This window comes from Paracoccus sp. SJTW-4, assembly GCF_047716885.1.
Classification (GTDB): domain Bacteria; phylum Pseudomonadota; class Alphaproteobacteria; order Rhodobacterales; family Rhodobacteraceae; genus Paracoccus; species Paracoccus solventivorans.
Genome location: NZ_CP136681.1, coordinates 161,016 through 180,886 on the forward strand (window position 1 = coordinate 161,016; position 19,871 = coordinate 180,886).

19 protein-coding genes are annotated in these 19,871 nt (G+C 68.8%); 14 read left to right on the top strand and 5 right to left on the bottom strand.

The features are described from left to right. Window positions 1–9: 9 nt before the first annotated feature. Genes narJ through RSP45_RS00785 form a run of 4 tightly spaced genes read right to left on the bottom strand, consistent with a single transcriptional unit; the run spans window position 10 to window position 8,710 of the window. Entirely contained in the window at window positions 10–711 is a 702-nt protein-coding gene (gene narJ, locus RSP45_RS00770; RefSeq protein ID WP_415392856.1) for a nitrate reductase molybdenum cofactor assembly chaperone, read from the bottom strand. Further along, the gene (gene narH, locus RSP45_RS00775) at window positions 711–2,234 is read right to left on the bottom strand and encodes a nitrate reductase subunit beta (protein ID WP_415392857.1); all 1,524 of its coding nucleotides are present in this window, start codon (window positions 2,232–2,234) and stop codon (window positions 711–713) included. Before narH ends, narJ begins: the two co-directional genes overlap by 1 nt. Continuing rightward, complete coding sequence (locus RSP45_RS00780; protein ID WP_415392858.1) at window positions 2,231–5,971, bottom strand: nitrate reductase subunit alpha; 3,741 nt, start codon at window positions 5,969–5,971, stop codon at window positions 2,231–2,233. The genes narH and RSP45_RS00780 overlap by 4 nt, the downstream gene beginning before the upstream one ends. Before the next feature lie 15 nt (window positions 5,972–5,986). Further along, window positions 5,987–8,710, bottom strand: a complete 2,724-nt coding sequence (locus RSP45_RS00785; protein ID WP_415392859.1) for a nitrate/nitrite transporter — start codon at window positions 8,708–8,710, stop codon at window positions 5,987–5,989. Window positions 8,711–9,012: 302 nt separating this feature from the next. Here RSP45_RS00785 and RSP45_RS00790 point away from each other — a divergent pair, with 302 nt between their 5' ends. The 10 genes from RSP45_RS00790 (at window position 9,013) to RSP45_RS00835 (ending at window position 16,702) form a co-directional block, all read left to right on the top strand. Then, window positions 9,013–9,660: a helix-turn-helix domain-containing protein gene (locus RSP45_RS00790; protein ID WP_415392860.1), complete on the top strand. Its 648-nt coding sequence runs from the start codon at window positions 9,013–9,015 to the stop codon at window positions 9,658–9,660. Window positions 9,661–10,028: 368 nt separating this feature from the next. Then, on the top strand, window positions 10,029–11,432 hold the full coding sequence (gene atpD / locus RSP45_RS00795; RefSeq protein ID WP_415392861.1) for a F0F1 ATP synthase subunit beta: 1,404 nt from the start codon (window positions 10,029–10,031) through the stop codon (window positions 11,430–11,432). Further along, the gene (locus tag RSP45_RS00800) at window positions 11,429–11,827 is read left to right on the top strand and encodes a F0F1 ATP synthase subunit epsilon (RefSeq protein ID WP_415392862.1); all 399 of its coding nucleotides are present in this window, start codon (window positions 11,429–11,431) and stop codon (window positions 11,825–11,827) included. The genes atpD and RSP45_RS00800 overlap by 4 nt, the downstream gene beginning before the upstream one ends. After that, entirely contained in the window at window positions 11,824–12,213 is a 390-nt protein-coding gene (locus RSP45_RS00805) for an AtpZ/AtpI family protein (protein WP_415392863.1), read from the top strand. Before RSP45_RS00800 ends, RSP45_RS00805 begins: the two co-directional genes overlap by 4 nt. Continuing rightward, window positions 12,210–12,506, top strand: a complete 297-nt coding sequence (locus RSP45_RS00810; RefSeq protein ID WP_415392864.1) for a hypothetical protein — start codon at window positions 12,210–12,212, stop codon at window positions 12,504–12,506. Before RSP45_RS00805 ends, RSP45_RS00810 begins: the two co-directional genes overlap by 4 nt. Beyond that, the gene (locus RSP45_RS00815; RefSeq protein ID WP_415392865.1) at window positions 12,506–13,246 is read left to right on the top strand and encodes a F0F1 ATP synthase subunit A; all 741 of its coding nucleotides are present in this window, start codon (window positions 12,506–12,508) and stop codon (window positions 13,244–13,246) included. The genes RSP45_RS00810 and RSP45_RS00815 overlap by 1 nt, the downstream gene beginning before the upstream one ends. Further along, on the top strand, window positions 13,247–13,525 hold the full coding sequence (locus RSP45_RS00820; RefSeq protein WP_073066476.1) for a F0F1 ATP synthase subunit C: 279 nt from the start codon (window positions 13,247–13,249) through the stop codon (window positions 13,523–13,525). A gap of 3 nt (window positions 13,526–13,528) precedes the next feature. Further along, window positions 13,529–14,302, top strand: coding sequence for a hypothetical protein (locus RSP45_RS00825; protein ID WP_415392866.1), 774 nt, complete (start codon window positions 13,529–13,531; stop codon window positions 14,300–14,302). Further along, window positions 14,299–15,831 (top strand): F0F1 ATP synthase subunit alpha, encoded by a 1,533-nt coding sequence (locus RSP45_RS00830; protein WP_415392867.1) that lies wholly within the window; start codon window positions 14,299–14,301, stop codon window positions 15,829–15,831. The genes RSP45_RS00825 and RSP45_RS00830 overlap by 4 nt, the downstream gene beginning before the upstream one ends. Beyond that, window positions 15,818–16,702: a F0F1 ATP synthase subunit gamma gene (locus RSP45_RS00835; RefSeq protein ID WP_415392868.1), complete on the top strand. Its 885-nt coding sequence runs from the start codon at window positions 15,818–15,820 to the stop codon at window positions 16,700–16,702. The genes RSP45_RS00830 and RSP45_RS00835 overlap by 14 nt, the downstream gene beginning before the upstream one ends. Before the next feature lie 426 nt (window positions 16,703–17,128). On the opposite strand, the gene ytfE is transcribed toward RSP45_RS00835, so the two are convergent. Then, window positions 17,129–17,797: an iron-sulfur cluster repair protein YtfE gene (gene ytfE / locus RSP45_RS00840; protein ID WP_415392869.1), complete on the bottom strand. Its 669-nt coding sequence runs from the start codon at window positions 17,795–17,797 to the stop codon at window positions 17,129–17,131. A 116-nt stretch (window positions 17,798–17,913) separates the two neighbouring features. Between ytfE and RSP45_RS00845 the strand changes: the two genes are divergently transcribed. The 4 genes from RSP45_RS00845 to RSP45_RS00860 all read left to right on the top strand — a co-directional run bounded on the left by RSP45_RS00845 (window position 17,914) and on the right by RSP45_RS00860 (window position 19,857). Beyond that, window positions 17,914–18,345 carry an RrF2 family transcriptional regulator gene (locus tag RSP45_RS00845; protein ID WP_415392870.1) on the top strand — a complete coding sequence of 144 codons (432 nt, stop codon included), beginning with the start codon at window positions 17,914–17,916 and terminating at the stop codon, window positions 18,343–18,345. Window positions 18,346–18,366: 21 nt separating this feature from the next. Next, a complete protein-coding gene (locus RSP45_RS00850) occupies window positions 18,367–18,846 on the top strand; it encodes a DUF6522 family protein (protein ID WP_415392871.1) in 480 nt (159 codons plus the stop codon). A gap of 360 nt (window positions 18,847–19,206) precedes the next feature. Further along, window positions 19,207–19,404, top strand: a complete 198-nt coding sequence (locus RSP45_RS00855; RefSeq protein ID WP_415392872.1) for a hypothetical protein — start codon at window positions 19,207–19,209, stop codon at window positions 19,402–19,404. A 12-nt stretch (window positions 19,405–19,416) separates the two neighbouring features. Continuing rightward, window positions 19,417–19,857 (top strand): cyclic nucleotide-binding/CBS domain-containing protein, encoded by a 441-nt coding sequence (locus RSP45_RS00860; protein ID WP_415392873.1) that lies wholly within the window; start codon window positions 19,417–19,419, stop codon window positions 19,855–19,857. Window positions 19,858–19,871 lie beyond the last annotated feature (14 nt).

The following is a 19,871-nucleotide window of genomic DNA, read 5'->3' on the forward strand; positions in this document are numbered from 1 at the left end:
GAGCCTCCGTCATTCGGCCGCCGCGGCGGGGCCGGGCCTGATGGGATTGTCCATGCGCGCCAGCAGGTCGCGCGTTACCGGGCAGCCGGCATTCGGGTCAGGGCCGAAAAGCACCTCGCTTTCCTGCCAGACCGCATCCAGCGCCTGAAGATCGGTCGGATCGTCGTCGGGCGCGGCCAGCATCTCGGACAGCGCCGCCTGATCGACCGCGCCCGCCAGCTGCGCCAATGCGGCAAAGGCGGCGGCGTAATCCGATTCGCGCCGGTTCAGCCGTTCCTGCAGGGCGGCGAAGATATGCGCCGCATCCGCCAGCGTCTCGCGCGCCTCGGGCGCCGGGCGGGTGGCCAGAAACTCCAGCAGCACCGGCAGGTGGTCGGGCAGTTCCGTGGTCACCGGGTCGAACCCGGCATCGCGGTACATCTCGACCAGGCTGACCATCGCGCCGCCCCGGTCGCGGCTTTCGCCGTGGACATGCTCGAACAGGTTGAGCGAGAGCGTGCGCGAGCGGTCGAACAGCGCGACGTAACGCTCTTCCAGATCGTAGATGTCGCCGTCGCGCAGCCCGTCCAGCAGCGGGCGCAGCGCGCGCCGGGCCGCGGCGGTCAGCCGCGAATCGGCGGCCAGGACGCCCGCGATTTCCGGCATGGCCGACTGCAGCTCGCGGGTGGGATAGCTGAGGATCAGCGACAGGGCCTTGAGGGTGCGGTCCATCACGACATCGCCTCCGGCATGTTGAGCGGGCGTTTGGCGCCGCCGAAAAGCGAGGCTTTCGAGGTGCCGGTGGAACAGCCGTTGCTGTCGGTGAAGCCGCAGCCGCCCTTGAGGTCATAGGCGACCTCGACCTGTTCGCGATGCGTGGTCGGGATGACGAAACGGTCCTCGTAATCGGCCAGCGCCATGATCTTGTACATGTCCTCGATCACCCGTCCCGACAGGCCGACGCGGGCGGCGATGCCCTCGTCGTTGACGCCGTCCACGGTCTTGGCGCGCATATAGGCGCGCATCGCCAGCATCCGTTCCAGCGCATGGGCCACCGGCGCCTCGTCGCCCGCGGTCAGCATGTTGGCCAGGTATTTCAGCGGGATGCGCAGGCTGCGCACGTCGGGCATTTCGCCGTCGACCCCGATCTTGCCGGCTGCGGCCGCGTTCTGGATCGGCGACAGCGGCGGGATATACCACACCATCGGCAGCGTCCGGTATTCGGGGTGCAGCGGGAAGGCGACCTTCCACTCCATCGCCATCTTCCAGATCGGGCTTTCCTGCGCGGCCTTGATCCAGTCGTCGGGGATGCCGTCGGCGCGCGCGGTCTCGATCACCACCGGGTCGTGGGGGTCCAGGAACACGTCCAGCTGGGCGTCGTAAAGGTCGGTGGTCCGTTCGACGCTGGCGGCCTGTTCGATCTTGTCGGCGTCATAGAGCATCACCCCCAGATAGCGGATGCGCCCGACGCAGGTTTCCGAACAGACCGTCGGGTTGCCGCTTTCGATCCGCGGATAGCAGAGCGTGCATTTCTCGGATTTGCCGGTCGACCAGTTGTAATAGACCTTCTTGTAGGGACAGCCCGAGACGCACATCCGCCAACCGCGGCATTTTTCCTGGTCGATCAGGACGATGCCGTCCTCTTCGCGCTTGTAGATCGCGCCACTGGGGCAGGACGCCGCGCAGGCCGGGTTGAGGCAGTGCTCGCACAGCCGGGGGAGATACATCATGAAGGTGTTCTCGTATTCCCCGTAGATCTGCTTCTGCACCCCTTCGAAGTTATAGTCCTCGCTGCGTTTCGCGAACTCGCCGCCCAGGATCTCTTCCCAGTTCGGGCCCTTCTCGATCTTCTCGATCCGCTCGCCGGTGATCTTGGAATAGGGGCGCGCGGTGGGGAACGCCTGCATCTCGGGGGCGGATTTCAGGTGGTCGTGGTCGAAGTCGAAGGGCTCGTAATAGTCGTCGATCTCGGGCAGGTCGGGGTTGGCGAACATGTTCGCCAGGATCCGCCACTTGCTGCCCTGCTTCGGCCGCAGCTTGCCCGATCCGGTCCGTTCCCAGCCGCCGTTCCAGCGGTTCTGGTTTTCCCAGTCGGTCGGATAGCCGGTGCCGGGCTTGGTCTCGACGTTGTTGAACCAAGCGTATTCGACCCCCTCGCGCGAGGTCCAGACGTTCTTGCAGGTGACCGAGCAGGTGTGGCACCCGATGCATTTGTCGAGGTTCAGCACCATGCCGATTTGCGCACGAATTCTCATTCCGCTGCCTCCTTCCGGGTAGCTGGCCGGTCGAGCCAGTCGACCTTCTTCATCTTCCTGACGATCACGAACTCGTCCCGGTTCGCGCCCACGGTTCCGTAGTAGTTGAAGCCGTAGGACTGCTGGGCGTAGCCGCCGATCATGTGGGTGGGTTTCAGCACCGTGCGGGTGACCGAGTTGTGGATGCCGCCGCGCTTGCCGGTCTTTTCGGAACCGGGCGTGTTCACGATCTTTTCCTGCGCGTGATACATGAAGGTGGTGCCGTCCTTCATCCGCTGGCTGACCACTGCCCGCGCGGTCAGGGCGCCGTTGACGTTGTAAAGCTCCACCCAGTCGTTATCGACGATGCCCGCGGTCCTGGCGTCGTTTTCCGAGATCCAGATCACCGGGCCGCCGCGGTTCAGCGTCAGCATCAGCAGGTTGTCGGAATAGGTCGAGTGGATACCCCATTTCTGGTGGGGGGTGATGAAGTTCAACACCACATGCGGTTCGCCGTCGCGCGCCTCGTGGTTGATCTCGGCGGTGACGGTCTTCAGGTCCACCGGCGGGCGGTAGGACATGAAGCCCTCGCCAAAGGCCCGCATCCACAGGTGGTCCTGATAGAGCTGCTGGCGTCCCGTCAGCGTGCGCCACGGGATCAGCTCGTGGACGTTGGTGTAGCCGGCGTTATAGCTGACCTTCTCGCTTTCGATCCCCGACCAGGTGGGTGACGAGATGATCTTGCGCGGCTGCGCGGCGATGTCGCGGAAGCGGATCTTGTTGTGATGCTCGCCCTCGGCCAGGTGGGCGTGGTGGCGGCCGGTGGCCTTCTCCAGCGCCTCCCAAGCCTTGACGGCGACCTCGCCGTTGGTCTCCGGGGCCAGCATCAGGATCACCTCGGCCGCGTCGATGGCGGTGTCGATGACCGGCCGCCCCTTGGCGGGGCCGTCAAGTCGCACCCCGTTCAGGTCCTTGAGGTTGTCGATCTCGATCTGGGTGTTCCACGAGATGCCCTTGCCGCCGTTCCCCAGCTTGTCGAGCAGCGGCCCCAGCGCGGTGAAGCGGTCGTAAAGCGCCGGGAAGTCGCGTTCGACGGCGATGAAGGCCGGCGCGGTCTTGCCGGGGATCAGGTCGCATTCGCCCTTCTTCCAGTCCCGCACCTGGTCCTGCGCCAGCTCGGCCGGCGTGTCGTGCAGCGTGGGCAGCGCCACGATGTCGGTCTCGACCCCCAGGATCTCGGGGGCGACCTCGGAGAACTTCTTGGCGATCGCCTTGAAGATCTCCCAGTCGGACTTCGATTCATAGGCCGGGTCCACCGCCGCCTGCAGCGGGTGGATGAACGGATGCATGTCCGAGGTGTTGAGGTCGTCCTTTTCGTACCAGCTGGCCGTGGGCAGCACGATGTCGGAATAGACGCAGGTCGTGGACATGCGGAAGTCGATGGTCACCAGCAGGTCCAGCTTGCCGCGCGGGCCCTCCTGGTGCCAGCGGGCCTCTTTCGGCAGCTGGCGGCCTTCCTCGCCCAGGTCGCGGCCCAGCACGCCGTGGTCGGTGCCCAGCAGGTGCTTGAGGAAATATTCATGCCCCTTGCCGGACGAGCCCAGCAGGTTGGAGCGCCAGACGAACAGGTTGCGCGGCCAGTTGGCGGGATCGTCGGGGTCCTCGCAGGACATTTCCAGCCGCCCGGACTTCAGCTCTTCGGCGACATAGGCCGCGATCTCCTTGCCGGATTCCTTGGCGGCGCGGGCCACCTCGAGCGGGTTGGTCTTGAGCTGCGGAGCCGAGGGCAGCCAGCCCATCCGCTCGGCCCGGATGTTGTAGTCGATCAGGCTGACGTCCCAGTCGCCCTTGGGCGCGGTGGGCGACAGGATGTCGTCCGCGGTCAGTGTCTCGTAGCGCCACTGGTCGGTATGGGCATACCAGGCACTGGTCGAGTTCATGTGCCGCGGCGGGCGGTTCCAGTCCAGCGCAAAGGCCAGCGGCTGCCAGCCGGTCTGCGGGCGCAGCTTTTCCTGCCCCACGTAATGCGCCCAGCCACCGCCCGACTGGCCGACGCAGCCGCACATCACCAGCATGTTGATGACGCCGCGGTAGTTCATGTCCATGTGGAACCAGTGGTTCATCGCCGCGCCGATGATGACCATGGACTTGCCCCGGGTCTTTTCGGCGTTCGAGGCGAATTCGCGCGCGACATGGATGATCTTGTCGCGCGGCACCCCGGTGATGCGCTCGGCCCAGGCGGGGGTGCCGGGGATGTCGTCGTCATAGCTCGAGGCGACCCAGCGTCCGCCCAAGCCCCGGTCGAGCCCGTAGTTGGCGCAGAACAGGTCGAACACCGTCGCCACCTTGACCTCGCCCGAGGCGGTGCGGATCGTCCTGACCGGGATGTTGCGGGTCAGCACGTCGGGGTGGTCGGCGTCGGTGGCGAACTGGCCCACCGCGTCGCCGCCGAAATAGGGGAAATCGACGCCTGCGATCTCGTCATGGTCGCCGTCGAGGACCAGCGACATCCGCAGCGAGGTCTCGGCGCCCGCCGCCTTTTCCTCGAGGTTCCATTCCCCCGCCTCGCCCCAGCGGTAGCCGATCGAGCCGTTCGGCGCCACCAGCCCGCCCGAGCGTTCGTCGATGGCGACGGTCTTCCATTCGGGGTTGTTGCTTTCCCCCAGCTTGCCGTCCAGGTCGTCGGTGCGCAGGAACCGGCCGGGCACCAGCCGGCCGTCCTGTTCGTCCAGCCTGACCAGCATCGGGAAGTCGGAATACTTGCGGCAGTATTCCTCGAAATACTCGGCCTGCCGGTCCAGGTGGAACTCGCGCAGGATGACGTGGCCGAAGGCCATCGCCAACGCCGCATCGGTGCCCTGCTTGGCGTTCAGCCACACGTCGCCGAACTTGGCCGCCTCGGAATAGTCGGGGCAGATCACCGCCGATTTGGTGCCCTTGTAGCGGACCTCGGTATAGAAATGCGCGTCCGGCGTGCGCGTCTGCGGCACGTTCGAGCCCCAGAGCAGCAGGTAGCCTGCATTGTACCAGTCGGCGCTTTCCGGCACGTCGGTCTGTTCGCCCCAGGTCATCGGCGAGGCCGGCGGCAGGTCGCAATACCAGTCATAGAACGACATGCAGACCCCGCCCATCAGCGACAGATAGCGCGAGCCGGCGGCATAGCTGATCATCGACATCGCCGGGATCGGCGAAAACCCGAACACCCGGTCGGGGCCGTAGGTGCGGGCGGTATAGGCGTTCGCCGCCGCCACGATCTCGGTCGCCTCGTCCCAGCTGGCGCGCACGAAGCCGCCCTTGCCGCGGGTCTCGACATAGGATTGCCGCAGGATCGGGTCGGACTGGATCCGGGTCCAGGCCTGGATCGGGGTCATGGTCTGGCGCATCTCGCGCCAGACCTTCATCAGCCGCCCGCGCACCAGCGGGTTCTTTACCCGGTTCGCGCTGTAGAGATACCAGCTGTAGGAGGCGCCGCGCGCGCAGCCGCGCGGTTCGTGGTTGGGCAGGTCGGGGCGGGTGCGCGGGTAATCGGTCTGCTGGGTTTCCCAGGTCACGATCCCCGACTTGACGTAGATCTTCCAGCTGCATGACCCGGTGCAGTTCACCCCGTGGGTGGACCGCACGATCTTGTCGTGCCGCCAGCGGTTGCGATAGGTATCCTCCCAGTCGCGGCTTTCGCGCGTCACCTGGCCGTGGCCGTTCGAGAAGGTCTCGACCTTCTTGGACTGGAGGAAGTTCAGTCTGTCCAGCAGATGGCTCATCTGGCTGTCCTTTCCTTATTGTGCAGGCTGGGCGAGGGCGCCGGGGATCGCGCGGCCACGCTCGATGTCATGAAGAAGCCCGCCCCGCCGCGTATAGGCGAGCCAGGTGATGCCCAGGCAGATCACGTAGAAGCCCAGGAACAGCCACAGCGCGCCGATCGGGCTGCCGGTCATGGCGATGGACGAGCCATAGGCCTTGGGGATGAAAAAGCCGCCGTAAGCGCCGATGGCGCTGGAAAAGGCGGTGATCCCCGCCGATTCCATGGCGATCTGCCGGGCGCGCTCGGGGGCGGTCAGCTGCGGCATCAGGCGGGGGATCTCGCGGCCCATGATCACCGGGATCATCTGGAAGGTCGAGGCGTTGCCGACCCCGGTAAAGAAGAACAGCGCCATGAAGCCCATGAAAAAGGCCGCAAAGCTGCCCGCCTGCAGCGCCAGGATCACCGCCAGCACCGACACGATCATGCCGACGAACACCCAGAAGGTGACCCGCCCGCCGCCGAAGCGGTCGCTGACCCAGCCGGTGCCGGCGCGCGACAGCGCCCCCACCAGCGGCCCCAGGAACACGTATTGCAGCGCGTTCACCTCGGGGAAGGCGATCCTGGACAGCAGCGGGAAGCCCGCCGAATAGCCGATGAAGCTGCCGAAGGTGCCGATGTAGAGCACGCACATCACCCAGTTATGCGCGCGGCTGAAGATCACCGACTGCTGCGCAAAGCTGGCCTTGGCGTCGGCCACGTCGTTCATCCCCAGCCAGGCGGCGACCGTCGCGGCCAGGATGAAGGGCACCCAGATGAAGCCGGCGTTCTGGATCCACAGCTGGCCGCCGTCGCTCAGCGTCTGCGGGGCGCCGCCCATGGCGCCGAACACGCCCATGGTGATGACCACCGGAACCAGGAACTGCATGACGCTGACGCCGAGGTTGCCGAGGCCGGCGTTCAGCGCCAGCGCATGGCCCTTTTCCGCCCGCGGGAAGAAATAGCCGATATTGGCCATCGACGAGGCGAAGTTGGCCCCGCCCAGGCCGCACAGCAGCGCCAGGGTCAGGAAGATGAAATAGGGGGTGTCGGGGTTCTGCACGGCATAGCCGATGCCGATGGCCGGCAGCAGCAGCGAGGCGGTGGACAGCGTCGTCCACAGCCGCCCGCCGAAGATCGGCACCACGAAGCTGTAGAAGATCCGCAGCGTGGCGCCCGACAGCGCCGGCAGCGCCGCCAGCCAGAACAGCTGGTCGGGGGTGAAGGCAAAGCCGATCGCGGGCAGCCGCGCCACCACCATCGACCAGACCATCCAGACCGCGAACGCCAGCAGCAGCGCCGGGATCGAGATCCACAGGTTGCGCCGGGCGATGGCGCGGCCCTTTTCGGCCCAGAACTGCGGGTCCTCGGGGCGCCAGTCGTCCAGCACGCGCCGCATGACCGTGCGCTCGGGGTCGTGGATTTCCTGCATCTCGGGCAGGGCGGGCAGGCGGTCCAGCGCCCTTCCATGGGCCTTGCGCTCCATCGCGCGCACCGACATGTGCATCCAGGCCAGCGACACCGCGACGACCACGAACAGCAGCGCAAAGCACGAGGTATAGATGCCGGTCAGGTCGAGCAGCGCGCCGAAGGCGATCGGCAGCACGAAGCCGCCAAGCCCGCCGATCATGCCGACAAGCCCGCCGACCGCGCCGACGTGGTTGGGGTAGTAGACCGGGATGTGCTTGAACACCGCCGCCTTGCCCAGGCTCATGAAGAAACCCAGCGCGAACAGGATGATGACGAAGGGCCACAGGCTCATCGAGGTCGCGAAGGCGACGGGGCCTTCCTTGGTCTGGATGGTGTAGGCCGTCGGCGGATAGGACAGCATGAAGAGGAACAGCAGCGAAAAGCCGAAGGTCCAATACATGACCGAGCGGGCGCCGAACTTGTCGGACAGATGCCCGCCATAGGCGCGGAACAGGCTGGCCGACAGGCTGAACGATGCCGCCGCCATGCCGGCGGTGCGGACATCGACCTCGTAGACGTTGATCAGATAGTGCGGCATCCACAGCGCCAGCGCCACGAAGGCGCCGAACACGAAGAAGTAGTAGAGCGAGAAGCGCCACACCTGCAGGTTCTTCAGGGGCGCGAACTGTTCCGCGAACGAGGGCGCGCGCACCCCGGTCCGGCGCCGCTCGATCAGCTGCGGGTCGTCCTTGGCGAACAGGAAGAACACCACCCCCATCAGCGCCAGCCCGGCGGCCCAGACATAGGCCACGCCGTGCCAGCCAAAGGCGACCATGACGAAGGGGGCCAGGAACTTGGTGACCGCGGCGCCGACGTTGCCCGCGCCGAAGATGCCAAGCGCGGTGCCCTGCTGCGACATGTCGTACCAGCGGCTCACATAGGCGACGCCGATGATGAACGAGCCGCCGGCAAGCCCGACGCCAAGCGCGGCAAGCAGATACATCGGATAGCTGTCGGCCAGCGTCAGCGCCCAGGTCGCCAGCGCAGTCAGCAGCATCTGCGCCGAATAGACGATGCGTCCGCCGTATCTTTCCGTCCAGACGCCCAGGAAGATGCGGACGAGCGATCCGGTCAGGACCGGGGTGGCGACCAGCAGGCCGAACTGGGTGTCGTTCAACCCGAGTTCGTCCTTGATGGCGACGCCGATGATGGAGAAAATCGTCCAGACGGCGAAACACGCGGTGAAGGCAATGGTACTCAGCCCGAGCGCGCGGGTCTGGTCCGCGCGAGAGGCTGGGGCTAGGGTCTGCATGGCAGGGGCCTCCGGAAAGATTGGGCCGACCCAGGGCAGGACGGTCCCCACGCTCTTCCGGAAAAAATATCGCGCTGAACTTGATCTACGTCATGGTGCGGAATAAATCGTAATGAAATAAATAGCTTACCGAAAATTGTCATTTCGCGGGACGACAATCTAGTGAGGCTACGATGGCAGAAATCAACTCCGGGCCGGACAATAATCAATCGGGCCAACAGGTTCCCGAGGAGGAGAGATGGGCCGGGAACTGCCCGAGCGAGAGCATCCAGGCGGTGCGCCAGCTGCATCTCTTCTCGCAGATGTCCGACGAGAACTTCGCGGCGCTGATGCGCGGCGCCTATGTGCAGAACTTTCCGCCGCAGGTCGACCTGCTGACCGAGGGCGAGCGCAGCGACTTCCTGCATGTGCTGATCTCGGGGTCCGTCGACCTGTTCGCGTCGTGGAACGGCAAGGACGCCTGTCTTGCCACCATGCGCCCGGTCTCGACCTTCATCCTTGCCGCGACGATCAAGGATGCGGTCTATCTGATGTCGGCCCGGACGCTGGAAAAAAGCCGGATCGTCCTGATCCCCAGCCAGGACGTGCGCGCGGTGTTCAATGTCGACAACAACTTCGCGCGCGCCGTGGTGACCGAACTGGCGCAGGGCTACCGCTCCGTCATCAAGACGCAGAAGGACCTGCAGCTGCGCAGCTCTCTGGAACGATTGGCCAATTTCCTGTTGCGGCAGCAAAAGCGCGCCGGCGGGGGCGCGGTCTTCGAACTGGACTTCGAAAAGCGCCGGCTGGCGTCGTTCCTGGGAATGACCCCCGAAAACCTCAGCCGGGCGTTCAAGGGGTTGCAGCCCTATGGGGTATCGGTGGACGGGATGCAGATCACCATCAGCAACCAGCAGGACCTGGAACGCTTTGCCAAGCCCCATCCGCTGATCGACGACCCGTCCTCATAGGACCGCGGGTTGCAGAGCGATGGGCGCCCCGGACGTGGGGGCCGCCGACGGGGCAGGGACCGCAGGTTTGCGGGGGCTCGTGCTGCGGCCGCGCGCGTGGCGGCGCGCTGGCCGACACCGATTCTGCGGCATTTCCGCGCTTGCCCGGGTGCGGCGCCTCGCGCGGCCGCGTGTCCCGCGATGCCCGCATTTTCCAGTATTCGCGGCCCGTGGCCCAAGGCGCTGCGCCGGATCGCCTCGAACCGCTGCGATTCGCGTCCGCTTGCGCAGCGGCCGGCAGGTGCCTTGGCGGTTGCCTGCACGCGCCAGATTTGCCACCCTGACGCCCGATGATTTCGACCGGCTCAATTTCATGTGAGAACGGCGGCGTGGCGGACAGCGCGCCGGGCGCGGCGGAGTGTCCGACCCTCGGGCGGGTGTCGCGGATTTCCGGGCAGATGGTCGAGCTGGAACTGGACGGGCCCGCCCCCGCGCCGCGGGCGCTGTTCGTCGGCGTCACCGACCCCGGCCTGCGGATCGAGGTGGTCACCCTGCTGGACCGCGGCGCGGCGCGCGGGCTGCTGCTGTCGGCCGGGCGGCCGCTGGCCATCGGCGACCGGCTGCGCGCCACCGGCGGCACCATCGAGGTGCCGGTCGGGCGCGAGGCGCTGGGCCGGATGCTGGACCTGTTCGGCGAGCCGCTGGACGGCGGCCCGCCGCTCGACCGCGCGCCGCGCCGCCCGATCCATGCGCCGCCGCCGCCGCTGAAGGCGCGGCGCACAAGGTCGGAGCTGTTCGAAACCGGAATCAAGGCCATCGACCTGCTGTGCCCGATCGAGCGCGGCGGCAAGGCCGGGCTGTTCGGCGGCGCCGGCGTCGGCAAGACCGTCCTGATCGCCGAGATCATCTACAACATGGCCGGCAGCTACAACGGCGTCAGCCTGTTCTGCGGCATCGGCGAACGCTCGCGCGAGGCCGAGGAGTTCCACCGCGACATGATGGACGCGGGCGTCCTGGACAAGACGATGATGGTCTTTGGCCAGATGAGCGAGCGCCCGGCGGTGCGCGCCCGCGTCGGCCATGCCGCCATCGCCGTCGCCGAATATTTCCGCGACGAGCTGAACACCGACGTGCTGGTGCTGATCGACAACATCTACCGCTTTGTCCAGGCGGGGGCCGAGGTCTCGGGGCTGCTCGGGCAGATCCCGTCGCGGGTGGGCTATCAGCCCTCGCTGGCCACCGAGATCGCCGAGCTGCAGGAACGGATCTGCTCGACCGCCAGCGCCGCGATGACCTCGATCCAGGCGGTCTATGTGCCGGCCGACGATTTCACCGACCCGGCGGCGACGCATGTGTTCGGGCATCTCTCCGCCTCGGTGGTGCTGTCGCGCAAGCGGGCGGCGCAGGGGCTGTATCCCGCGCTCGACCCGCTGGAATCGACCTCGAAGATGCTGACCCCCGGCGTGGTTTCGGCCCGCCACGAACGGGTCGCGCGCGAGGTGCGCCGGGTGCTGGCGGAATACGAATCGCTCAAGGACGTGATCGCCATGCTGGGGATCGAGCAGCTTTCGGTGGACGACCGCCGCACGGTGGCGATCTCGCGGCGGCTGGAGCGGTTCCTGACCCAGCCCTTCCACGCGACCGAGCAGTTCACCTCGACCCCCGGCAAGCGCGTGGCGCTGGACGAGACGCTGGAGGGCTGCGAGCGCATCCTGTCGGGCGAGTTCAACGACCGCCCCGAGCGCGAGCTCTACATGATCGGCGCGATCTCGGAAGCCGGGGGCGAGGCATGACGGTCGGGGCGATGCGCCTGCTGGTCCATGTCCCGGGCGAGCAGCTGATCGACCGTGAGGTGAGCAAGGTCGAGGCCGAGGGGCCCGAGGGCTTCTTCATCCTGCTGCCCAACCACATCGACATGGTGGCGGCGCTGAAGCCCGGGCTTCTGCGCTATGTCACCCCGGACGAGGACGAGCATTTCCTGGGCGTGGACGAGGGCGTGCTGGTCAAATGCGGATCCGAGCTGCGCGTGGCGCTGCGCCGCGCGGTGGAAAGCGACGATCTGGAGCGGCTGTGGGACGCGGTGGCGCAGCAGTTCCTTGACCTCGACGACCACGAGCAAAGCGCCCGCAGCGCGCTGGCGCGGCTGGAGACCGGGGCGATCCGTGCCCTGATGGAGATCGAGCGATGAGCGCCGCGCCGACCCCGCCCGGCAGCAGGCCCCCCGAGCAGCCCCGGGGCGACAGGCTGCGGCGCGAGAATGCGCGGCTCGAGCGGACCATCGCCCGCAAGGCGGCGCGGCGGGCGCAGTCGCTGCGCGCGGGGCGGCACTCGATCTGGTTCGGCATCGGCATGTTCGGGCTGGTCGGCTGGGCCGTGGCCGTGCCGACGGTGGCGGGCATCGCGCTGGGGGTCTGGCTCGACCGGCGCTTTCCCGACGGGCCGTCCTGGGCGCTGACCGGGCTGGTCTGCGGGGTGCTGCTGGGCTCGTTCAATGCCTGGTGGTGGGTCCGGCGCACCGGCATCCAGGATGGCGCGCCACCAGAGCCGCCGAGAACGGAGGAGGAGGACGCATGACCGGCATTTCCGATCTGGCCCCCGACCTGGCGCTGGGGCTTCTGGGCGGCATGGCGCTGGCGGCGCTGCATCTGCGGCTGCTGTGGCTGGCCACGCGGCGGCTGGGCGCGGACGGCGGGCTGGGCGTGCTGCTGGCCGGCGGCGCGCTGCGGCTGGCGCTGCTGGCCGCAGGTTTCGCGGCGATCGGCGCGGTTGCCGGCAACCCGGGGCTGGCGATGTTCGCCGGGCTGGCCGCCTTCACCCTGTTTCGCATGACCGCGCTGCGCATCCTCAGGCGGGGCAGGGACGGCTGATGGAGATTTCCCCCGACAGCCGCATCGTCTTCACGCTGCCCCTCGGTTCGCTGGGCGAGTTTCCGGTGTCGGCCACCATCGTCAACACCTGGATCGTCATGGCGATCCTGGTCGCGGTCGGGCGGCTGGCGACGCTGGGCATCGGCCCGGCGCCGCCGGTGTCGCGCTGGCGCATCGCCGTCGAGCTGCTGGTGGAGATGATCCGCGACCAGATCCGCGACATCGGCGGCGGCGATCCGACCCGCTACCTGCCCGTGGTCGGCTCGCTGTTCCTGTTCATCCTGCTGTCGAACCTGATGGCGGTGGTGCCGGGGTTCACCGCGCCCACCGGCTCGCTGTCCACGGCGACGGCGCTGGCGCTGTGCGTGATGGTGGCGGTGCCGCTTTATGCGGTCAGCCGGCGCGGCCTGCGCGCCTATCTGCGCAGCTACCTGCAGCCGACGCCCCTGATGCTGCCGATCAACGTCATGGGCGAGGTCTCGCGCACTGTGGCGCTGGCCGTGCGGCTTTACGGCAATATCATGAGCGGGACGGTGCTGGTGGCGATCCTGCTGTCGATCGTGCCGTTCTTCTTCCCGCTGGTCATGCAGATCCTCGGGCTGCTGACCGGGGCGATCCAGGCCTATATCTTCGCGGTGCTCGCCATGGTCTACATCTCGTCCGCCATCGGCGACGAACCCGGCGCGGCCCAGACGCCGCGCCCCTCCGAACCCTCACACTTCCGCCAAAGGACGCGCTGAATGGATCCGGTTTCTGTCATTGCCCTTGCCTCGATCATCACCGCCGGCATCACGCTGGCCATCGGCTGTTTCGGCGCGGCCTTGGGCGAGGCGCGCGCCGGCGCGCAGGCGCTGCAATCCATCGCCCAGCAGCCGGACGAGGCCAACAGCATCACCCGCACCCTGTTCGTCAGCCTTGCGGTGATCGAATCGAGCGGCATCTACTGCTTTGTGCTGGCGATGATCCTGGTGTTTGCCAATCCGTTCTGGAACTGGGCGATCCAGTCGGCCGGGGGCTGATCCTTGCAGATCGACTGGATCACCGTCGCCGCGCAGATCGTCAATTTTCTGGTGCTGGTGTGGCTGCTGAACCGGGTGCTGTACCGGCCGCTGTCGCGGGCGCTGGACGAACGCGCCGAGGCCGTGCGGCACGAGCTGACCGAGGCCGAGGCCGCGCAGGCAAGCGCCGCCGAAGCCGAGGCCCGGCATCTTGCTGCCCTGCGGGCGTTCGAGGAGGACCGCGCCGCGCGCCTGTCTGCCGTCGAGGCCGAGGCCGAGGCGCTGCGCGACCTTCTGACAAGGCAGGCGCATGACGAGATCGCCGCCCGCCGCAGCGCCTGGAGCCAGCAGCTCGCCGACGAGAAATCGGCGTTTCTGGACCGGCTGCGCCGCCGTGCCGGTGCCGCCTTCGTCACGCTGGCCCGCAATGCGCTGGCCGAGATGTCCGACCGCGACCTGCTGGAACAGATCGCCCGGGTCTTTGCCCGCCGCCTGGCCACGCTCGACCCCGACGAGCGGGCGCGGCTGGCCGATGCGGCCCGCGCTGGCGAACCCGTCGAGGTGCTGTCCAGCGAGGAACTGTCCACCCCCACCCGCGCCATCGTCGCCGAGGCGGTCGAGCGGCTGACCGGCGCCGCCGACCCCGGGTTCCGCGCCGATCCGGCGCTGGAAAGCGGGGTGCTGCTGGTGGTCGGCTCGCGCCACGTCGGCTGGACGTTGGGCGAGCACCTGGACGCGTTCGAGGGCGACATCGGCGGGCTTCTGTCCGACCAGGCCCGGCGCGAGGGCGCGGCATGACCGCGGCCGACGGGCTGTCCGGCCTGACCGACGCGCTGTTCGACGCCATCGAGCGCGAGGCAAGGCGGCCGCCGCATTTCGGCGGCGACGAGCGCGGCACCGTCACCCGGGTGTCGCGCGCGGTGGTCGAGGTCGAGGGGTTTTCCGACCTGATGGCCGACGAGCTGATCGCCTTTGAGGGCGGCGGCTGGGGGCTGGCGCTGGACCTGCGCCCGGGCTGGGCGGGGGTGGTTGTGCTGGACGACCCGCGCGGCCTGCGCCCCGGTGACGGGGCGCGGCGCACGCGGCGGGTCGCCACCGTCCCCACCGGGGCGGCGCTGCTGGGGCGCAGCATCAACCCGCTGGGCCGGGCGCTGGACGACCTTGGCGCGGTCCGCGCCGACCGGCTGGACCCGGTGGAACAGCCCGCCCCCGCGATCATCGAGCGCGCCCCGATCACCCGCCCGCTGCAGACCGGGATCAAGGTGGTGGACGCGCTGGTCCCCATCGGCCGCGGCCAGCGCGAGCTGATCGTCGGCGACCGCCAGACCGGCAAGACCGCTATCGCCATCGACACCATCCTCAACCAGGCCGGCAGCGACGTGATCTCGGTCTATTGCGCCATCGGCCAGCGCGGCGATGCGGTGGCGCGGGTGCAGGCGCGGCTGCGCGCGGCCGGGGTGATGGACCGCTGCGTGATCGTGGTGGCCGGTGCGGATGAACCCCCGGGGCTGCAGTATCTGGCCCCCTACGCCGCCACCTCGATCGCCGAGCGCTTCATGCGCGCGGGGCGCGACGTGCTGATCGTCTACGACGACCTGACCCGCCACGCCCGCGCCTGGCGCGAGCTGTCGCTGCTGTTGCGCCGCCCGCCGGGGCGTGAGGCCTATCCGGGCGACGTGTTCTATCTGCATAGCCGCCTGCTGGAACGCGCCACGCAGCTGCGCCCCGAGGCCGGCGGCGGTTCGCTGACCGCGCTGCCGGTGGTGGAAACCCAGGCGCAGAACCTTGCCGCCTATATCCCGACCAACCTGATCTCGATCACCGACGGGCAGATCTACCTGTCGCCGGTGCTGTTTCGGCTGGGGCAGCTGCCGGCGGTGGATGTGGGACGCTCGGTCTCGCGCGTGGGAGGCAAGGCGCAGCTTCCCGGGTTCCGTGCGCTCGGCGGGCCGCTGAAACTGGCCTATGCGCAGTTCGAGGAGCTGGAGAGCTTTGCCCGTTTCGGGGCAAGGCTGGACGCCGACAGCCGCGCCGAGCTGCAGCGCGGCGCAAGGGTGCGCGCCGTCCTGCGCCAGGCCGAGGCCAGTCCGCTGCCGGTCGCCGGGCAGATCGCCCAGCTGCTGGCCGCGACCGCGGGGCTGCTGGACGACATGTCCGAGGATGCCCTGCCGGCGCTGCTGCCGCGCCTGTCGCGCGCGGTCGCCGCGCTGCCCGAGGCCGCGGAGATCGCACAGGGCGCGAAGCTGGACGAGACCCGCCGCGCGGCGCTGCTGGCGGCGGTGCGGGCGGCACTGGCGCTGGCGGGGACGGGCGATGGCGACGCTTGAAGAGCTGTCGCGGCGCATCGGCTCGGCCGAGGACCTGCAATCGGTGGTGCGCACGATGAAGGCGACCTCGGCCGCCAATATCCGCGTGCACGAACAGGCCGAACGCGCCATGCGCGGCCATCTACAGACCGTCGAGATGGGGTTGCAGGTGGTGCTGCGCGAGCTGCCCGACGCAGCCCTGGCCCCGCCGCCCGCCCCGGGCGAAGCCGCGGCGGTGGTGGTGATCGGCTCGGAAATCGGGCTGTGCGGGTCGTTCAACGAACGGCTGGTGGATTTCGCCCGCACCCGGCTGGCGGCGCTGGGGATCGCGCCCCACGCGCGCCTGGTCCTGACCGTCGGCACCACGCTTGCCGCCAGCTGGGAGGCCGCCGAGTCCCCGCCCGATCTGCGCATCGAGGCCCCGGCCACCATCGCGGCGCTGGCGCCCTGTGTCGCCGAGATCCTGTCGCAGCTCGATCTCTGGCGCGAGGAGCGGGGGGCCGGGCGGGTGCTGCTGTTCTGCCACCGCTCGGGCGACTCGCTGAGTGCCGCGCCGGAACAGGCGGATCTGCTGCCGCTCGATCCGGGCTGGCTGCGCGCGCTGCGCGACCGCCGCTGGGGGTCGCGGCGCCTTCCCCGCGGCATGGGCGAGACCGGGGCGCTGCTGGGCAGCCTCGTCCGGCAGCTGCTGTTCGCGCGGCTGCATCTGGCGCTGATCCAGTCGCGCGCCGCCGAAAACGTCGAGCGGCTGGTGGCGATGCAGGCTGCCGACAGCTCTATCGCCGAAAAGCTGGAAGAAATGCAGTTCAGCTACCGCCTGTCACGGCAGGCCGCGATCTCGGCCGAACTGCTGGACCTGATCGCCGGCTATCAGGCCGCAACCGGCGAGTGAGGGCGGGGAGGTCCGCGGCCAACCGCTGATCCCGGCGGCGACAGGCGCGGCACATGACGGCGCCATCACCGGCACCGCCCCGCTGGATGCCGGCCGGCCGCGCCCCGGCCGGTTCGGCCGGGCGCCTGAGGGCCGTCGCGACCGTCCCCGAGTCGGAGTTGGTCACCCGGTTCCCCGCCTTGCCAAAGCGCAGCTGCCCGTGCGCCAGTGAGTGAGCGCGGGGAAATCTGCCGCCAACCGCTCATCCACCGGCGACGGCGCGGTGCGAGTCGGCGCCATCACCGGCACCGCCCCGCTGGATGCCAGCCGGCCGCGCCCCGGCCGGTTCGCTCGGCGCAGAGGACCGTCCCGACCGGGCCCCGCCTCGCAATGGCCACCCAGTTCTCCGCCTTGCCAGGGGCCGCGCGGCAGCTCTCGGTAGCGGGCTCAGGCGGTCGTTTCGAAGCGCGGGAACAGGACGTTGTTCTCCAGATGGATATGCTCCATCAGATCCGCCTTCAGCTGCGCCGCCCCGGCGTAAAGCGCCTGCCAGGACCGGCAGGCGTCCTGCGGCGGGGTATAGTCGTGGGTCAGCTGCGCCACTTGGTCCAGGAAGGCGCCATGGTCGTCGTGGTCGTGGCGCATCTCGCTGATGGGGACCGCCAGCCGGTCGGCCGCCTGCCGGCGCATGGCCGGGAACAGCACCAGCTCTTCCTTTTTCATGTGCACCTCCAGCTCGCCCCAGATCCGGTGCAGCGCGTCGGACAGGCCGCGGGGCACCTCGGGGTGGTTGGCATGGACCGCCTCGACCTTGCGCGACAGCTCGATCAGCTCGGGGATCTGCTGGCGATGGGTGGCGTGGTAGCGGGTCTGGATATGGTCGATCAGCGCCCCGGTGTCCTGCGGCGCATCGGGCGCGGCCGCGGGATCGAGGGCGCTGAGCGCGGACTCAAGCGCGCCCAGGTCGAGATTGCGCCGATTGGCGGCCTCGGCCAGCGGCACATCGCCGTGGCAGCAGAAGTCGATGCCGAACCGGCGGAACACGCCGGAGGCGCCGGGAAGCTGTGCGGCGATCTGGCCGACCGTGCGGTCATGCAGGGGGGTGGTCTGGGTCATCTCTGTCTCCATAAGCCGGGACTTCAGGGGGGTAGCGGACGGTGTTTAATTCGGTACTTGCAATGCTGAATATCATCCTGCATAATCGGCATTGTCAATACCGATTAGAGGCGACGATGCGTCTTGCCACCTTTACCGACTATGGGCTGCGGGTCCTGATGCGCCTGGCGGGGGCGCCGGGGCAGGCGGTCTCGACCGGGCAGATCGCCAGCGAGTTCGCGATCTCGCAGCATCACCTGGCCAAGGTGGTCAGCGATCTCGGCCGCGGCGGCTTCCTGCGCTCTGAACGCGGCCGCTCGGGCGGGCTGCGGCTGATGCGCCCCGCGGATGAGATCACGCTGGGCGAGGTGGTGCGCCATCTGGAACGCAAATTCGCCATCGTGGAATGTTTCCGCGCCGACGGCGGCGAATGCGTCCTGAAACCGCACTGTCGCCTGCGGCCCCAGCTGGCCGCGGCGCGCGAGGCGTTCATGGCCGAGCTTGACCGCACCACCATCGAGGAATGCGCCTGGACCGCCCAGGACCAGGGGACGGCAGCGGCCGGATGAGGCCGGGGAATGGAGGAACCGATGACCCAACTCGAGTTCGGCAACGACAACGTCAGCATTGATGCCGCCGTCCTGGCGCGGGCGTTCGGGATCAGCGCCGACGATCTGAAGCACGGGATGCGCGACGGCACCATCACCAGCCGGTTCGAGCGCGGCGAGGGCGAGGATGCCGGCCGGGTGCGGCTGCTGTTCTTTTCGCCCGCCCGCCGCATCCGCATCACCGCGGACCAAAGCGGCAAGGTCCTGACCTGCGGCGCGGCGGATCTTGCCGGGCCACCGGGCTTTGCCGGCCCGGCGCAGGCCGTTGATGTGGGTCATGCGCCCCTTGGGGCCGCCACGTTGGGCTCGCAGGCCCCGGAAGCGGCGGCAGATGACCGCGAAGCCCGTCTCGAGATGCTGCTGGAACTGGCCCTGCAAGGGACCTTTCCCGCCAGCGACCCGATCGCGATCAGCATCGAGGCACCGGGCCGGGTATCGCCCCCGCCGGGGAAGGCGCCGTGAATGCTGGTCGCCCGGACCCGTTGCCGCGCCGGGAATGGGCGCGACGATGATGGGCTGGGCTCTCTCGCCCTTCGTGGAGGTGCGCGGTCCAGGGGGGGGCCGGGCGGCGCACCCGCGCTTGGAATGGGGACGGCGATGATGGGCCGCGCTCTCTCGACCGTCGCACGGGTGCACGGTCCCGGTGCGGGCCGCCGGGGGGCGCAGCCCGGGCCAGGAATGGGCGCGGCCAGGACGGGCTGGGCTTTCTCGCCCTTCGCAGGATTGCGCGGTCGGGGGGCGAGCCGCCGGCGGGCGCAGCTTGTTCCGGCCGGGGCGCTGGTGTGGTTTGTCGCGGCGCTGGCTGGAGGCGGGGCGGATCGTGTGGAGGTGGTGGTCCGGCCGGCCGCAGCGCTGCGGATCATCCTCCGGCTGGTGACCGGGACCCATCATGCGGCCCTGGGGCATCAGGTGCTGGCCGCGGGTGACATCCGCTACGCGCAATCCGCCTTGCTGGCGGTGAACCCGCCGGCCGGTCTGGCCGGCGTCGTTGCGGTGCCGCCCATCGCGCCGGCCGCATAGGAGGGCCCTCAGGTGCTTGTCCAGAAACTCCTGCCCAACGCGCGCCAGCGCCTGCAGGCGATCGACGTGGGCGCGGCGCTGCTGCAGGCGGCACGGCGGCTTGGCAACGGCTGCGACATGCTGGTGGTCTGCGATACCGGCGGCCGGATGACGGGCGTCCTGACCAAGACCGACGTGGTGCGACAGACCGGCCGCTGCTCCGGCGCCAGCTGCACCGCGCCCGTGCTCGAGGCGATGACCCGCAATGTCACCGCGGTCACGGCTGACGGCTGGCTGCAGGATGTCTGGGAGCTCATGAAGACCCGCGGCTTCAAGAACATCCCGGTCCTCGACCCGGACGGCAGGCCGCTGGGCGTGCTGAATGCCCGCGATGTGCTGCAGACCCTGCTGCAGGAGGTCCGCGAGGAGGAAACCCTGCTGCAGGATTACGTGATGAACATCGGCTATCGCTGAGCGGGGATGCCGGG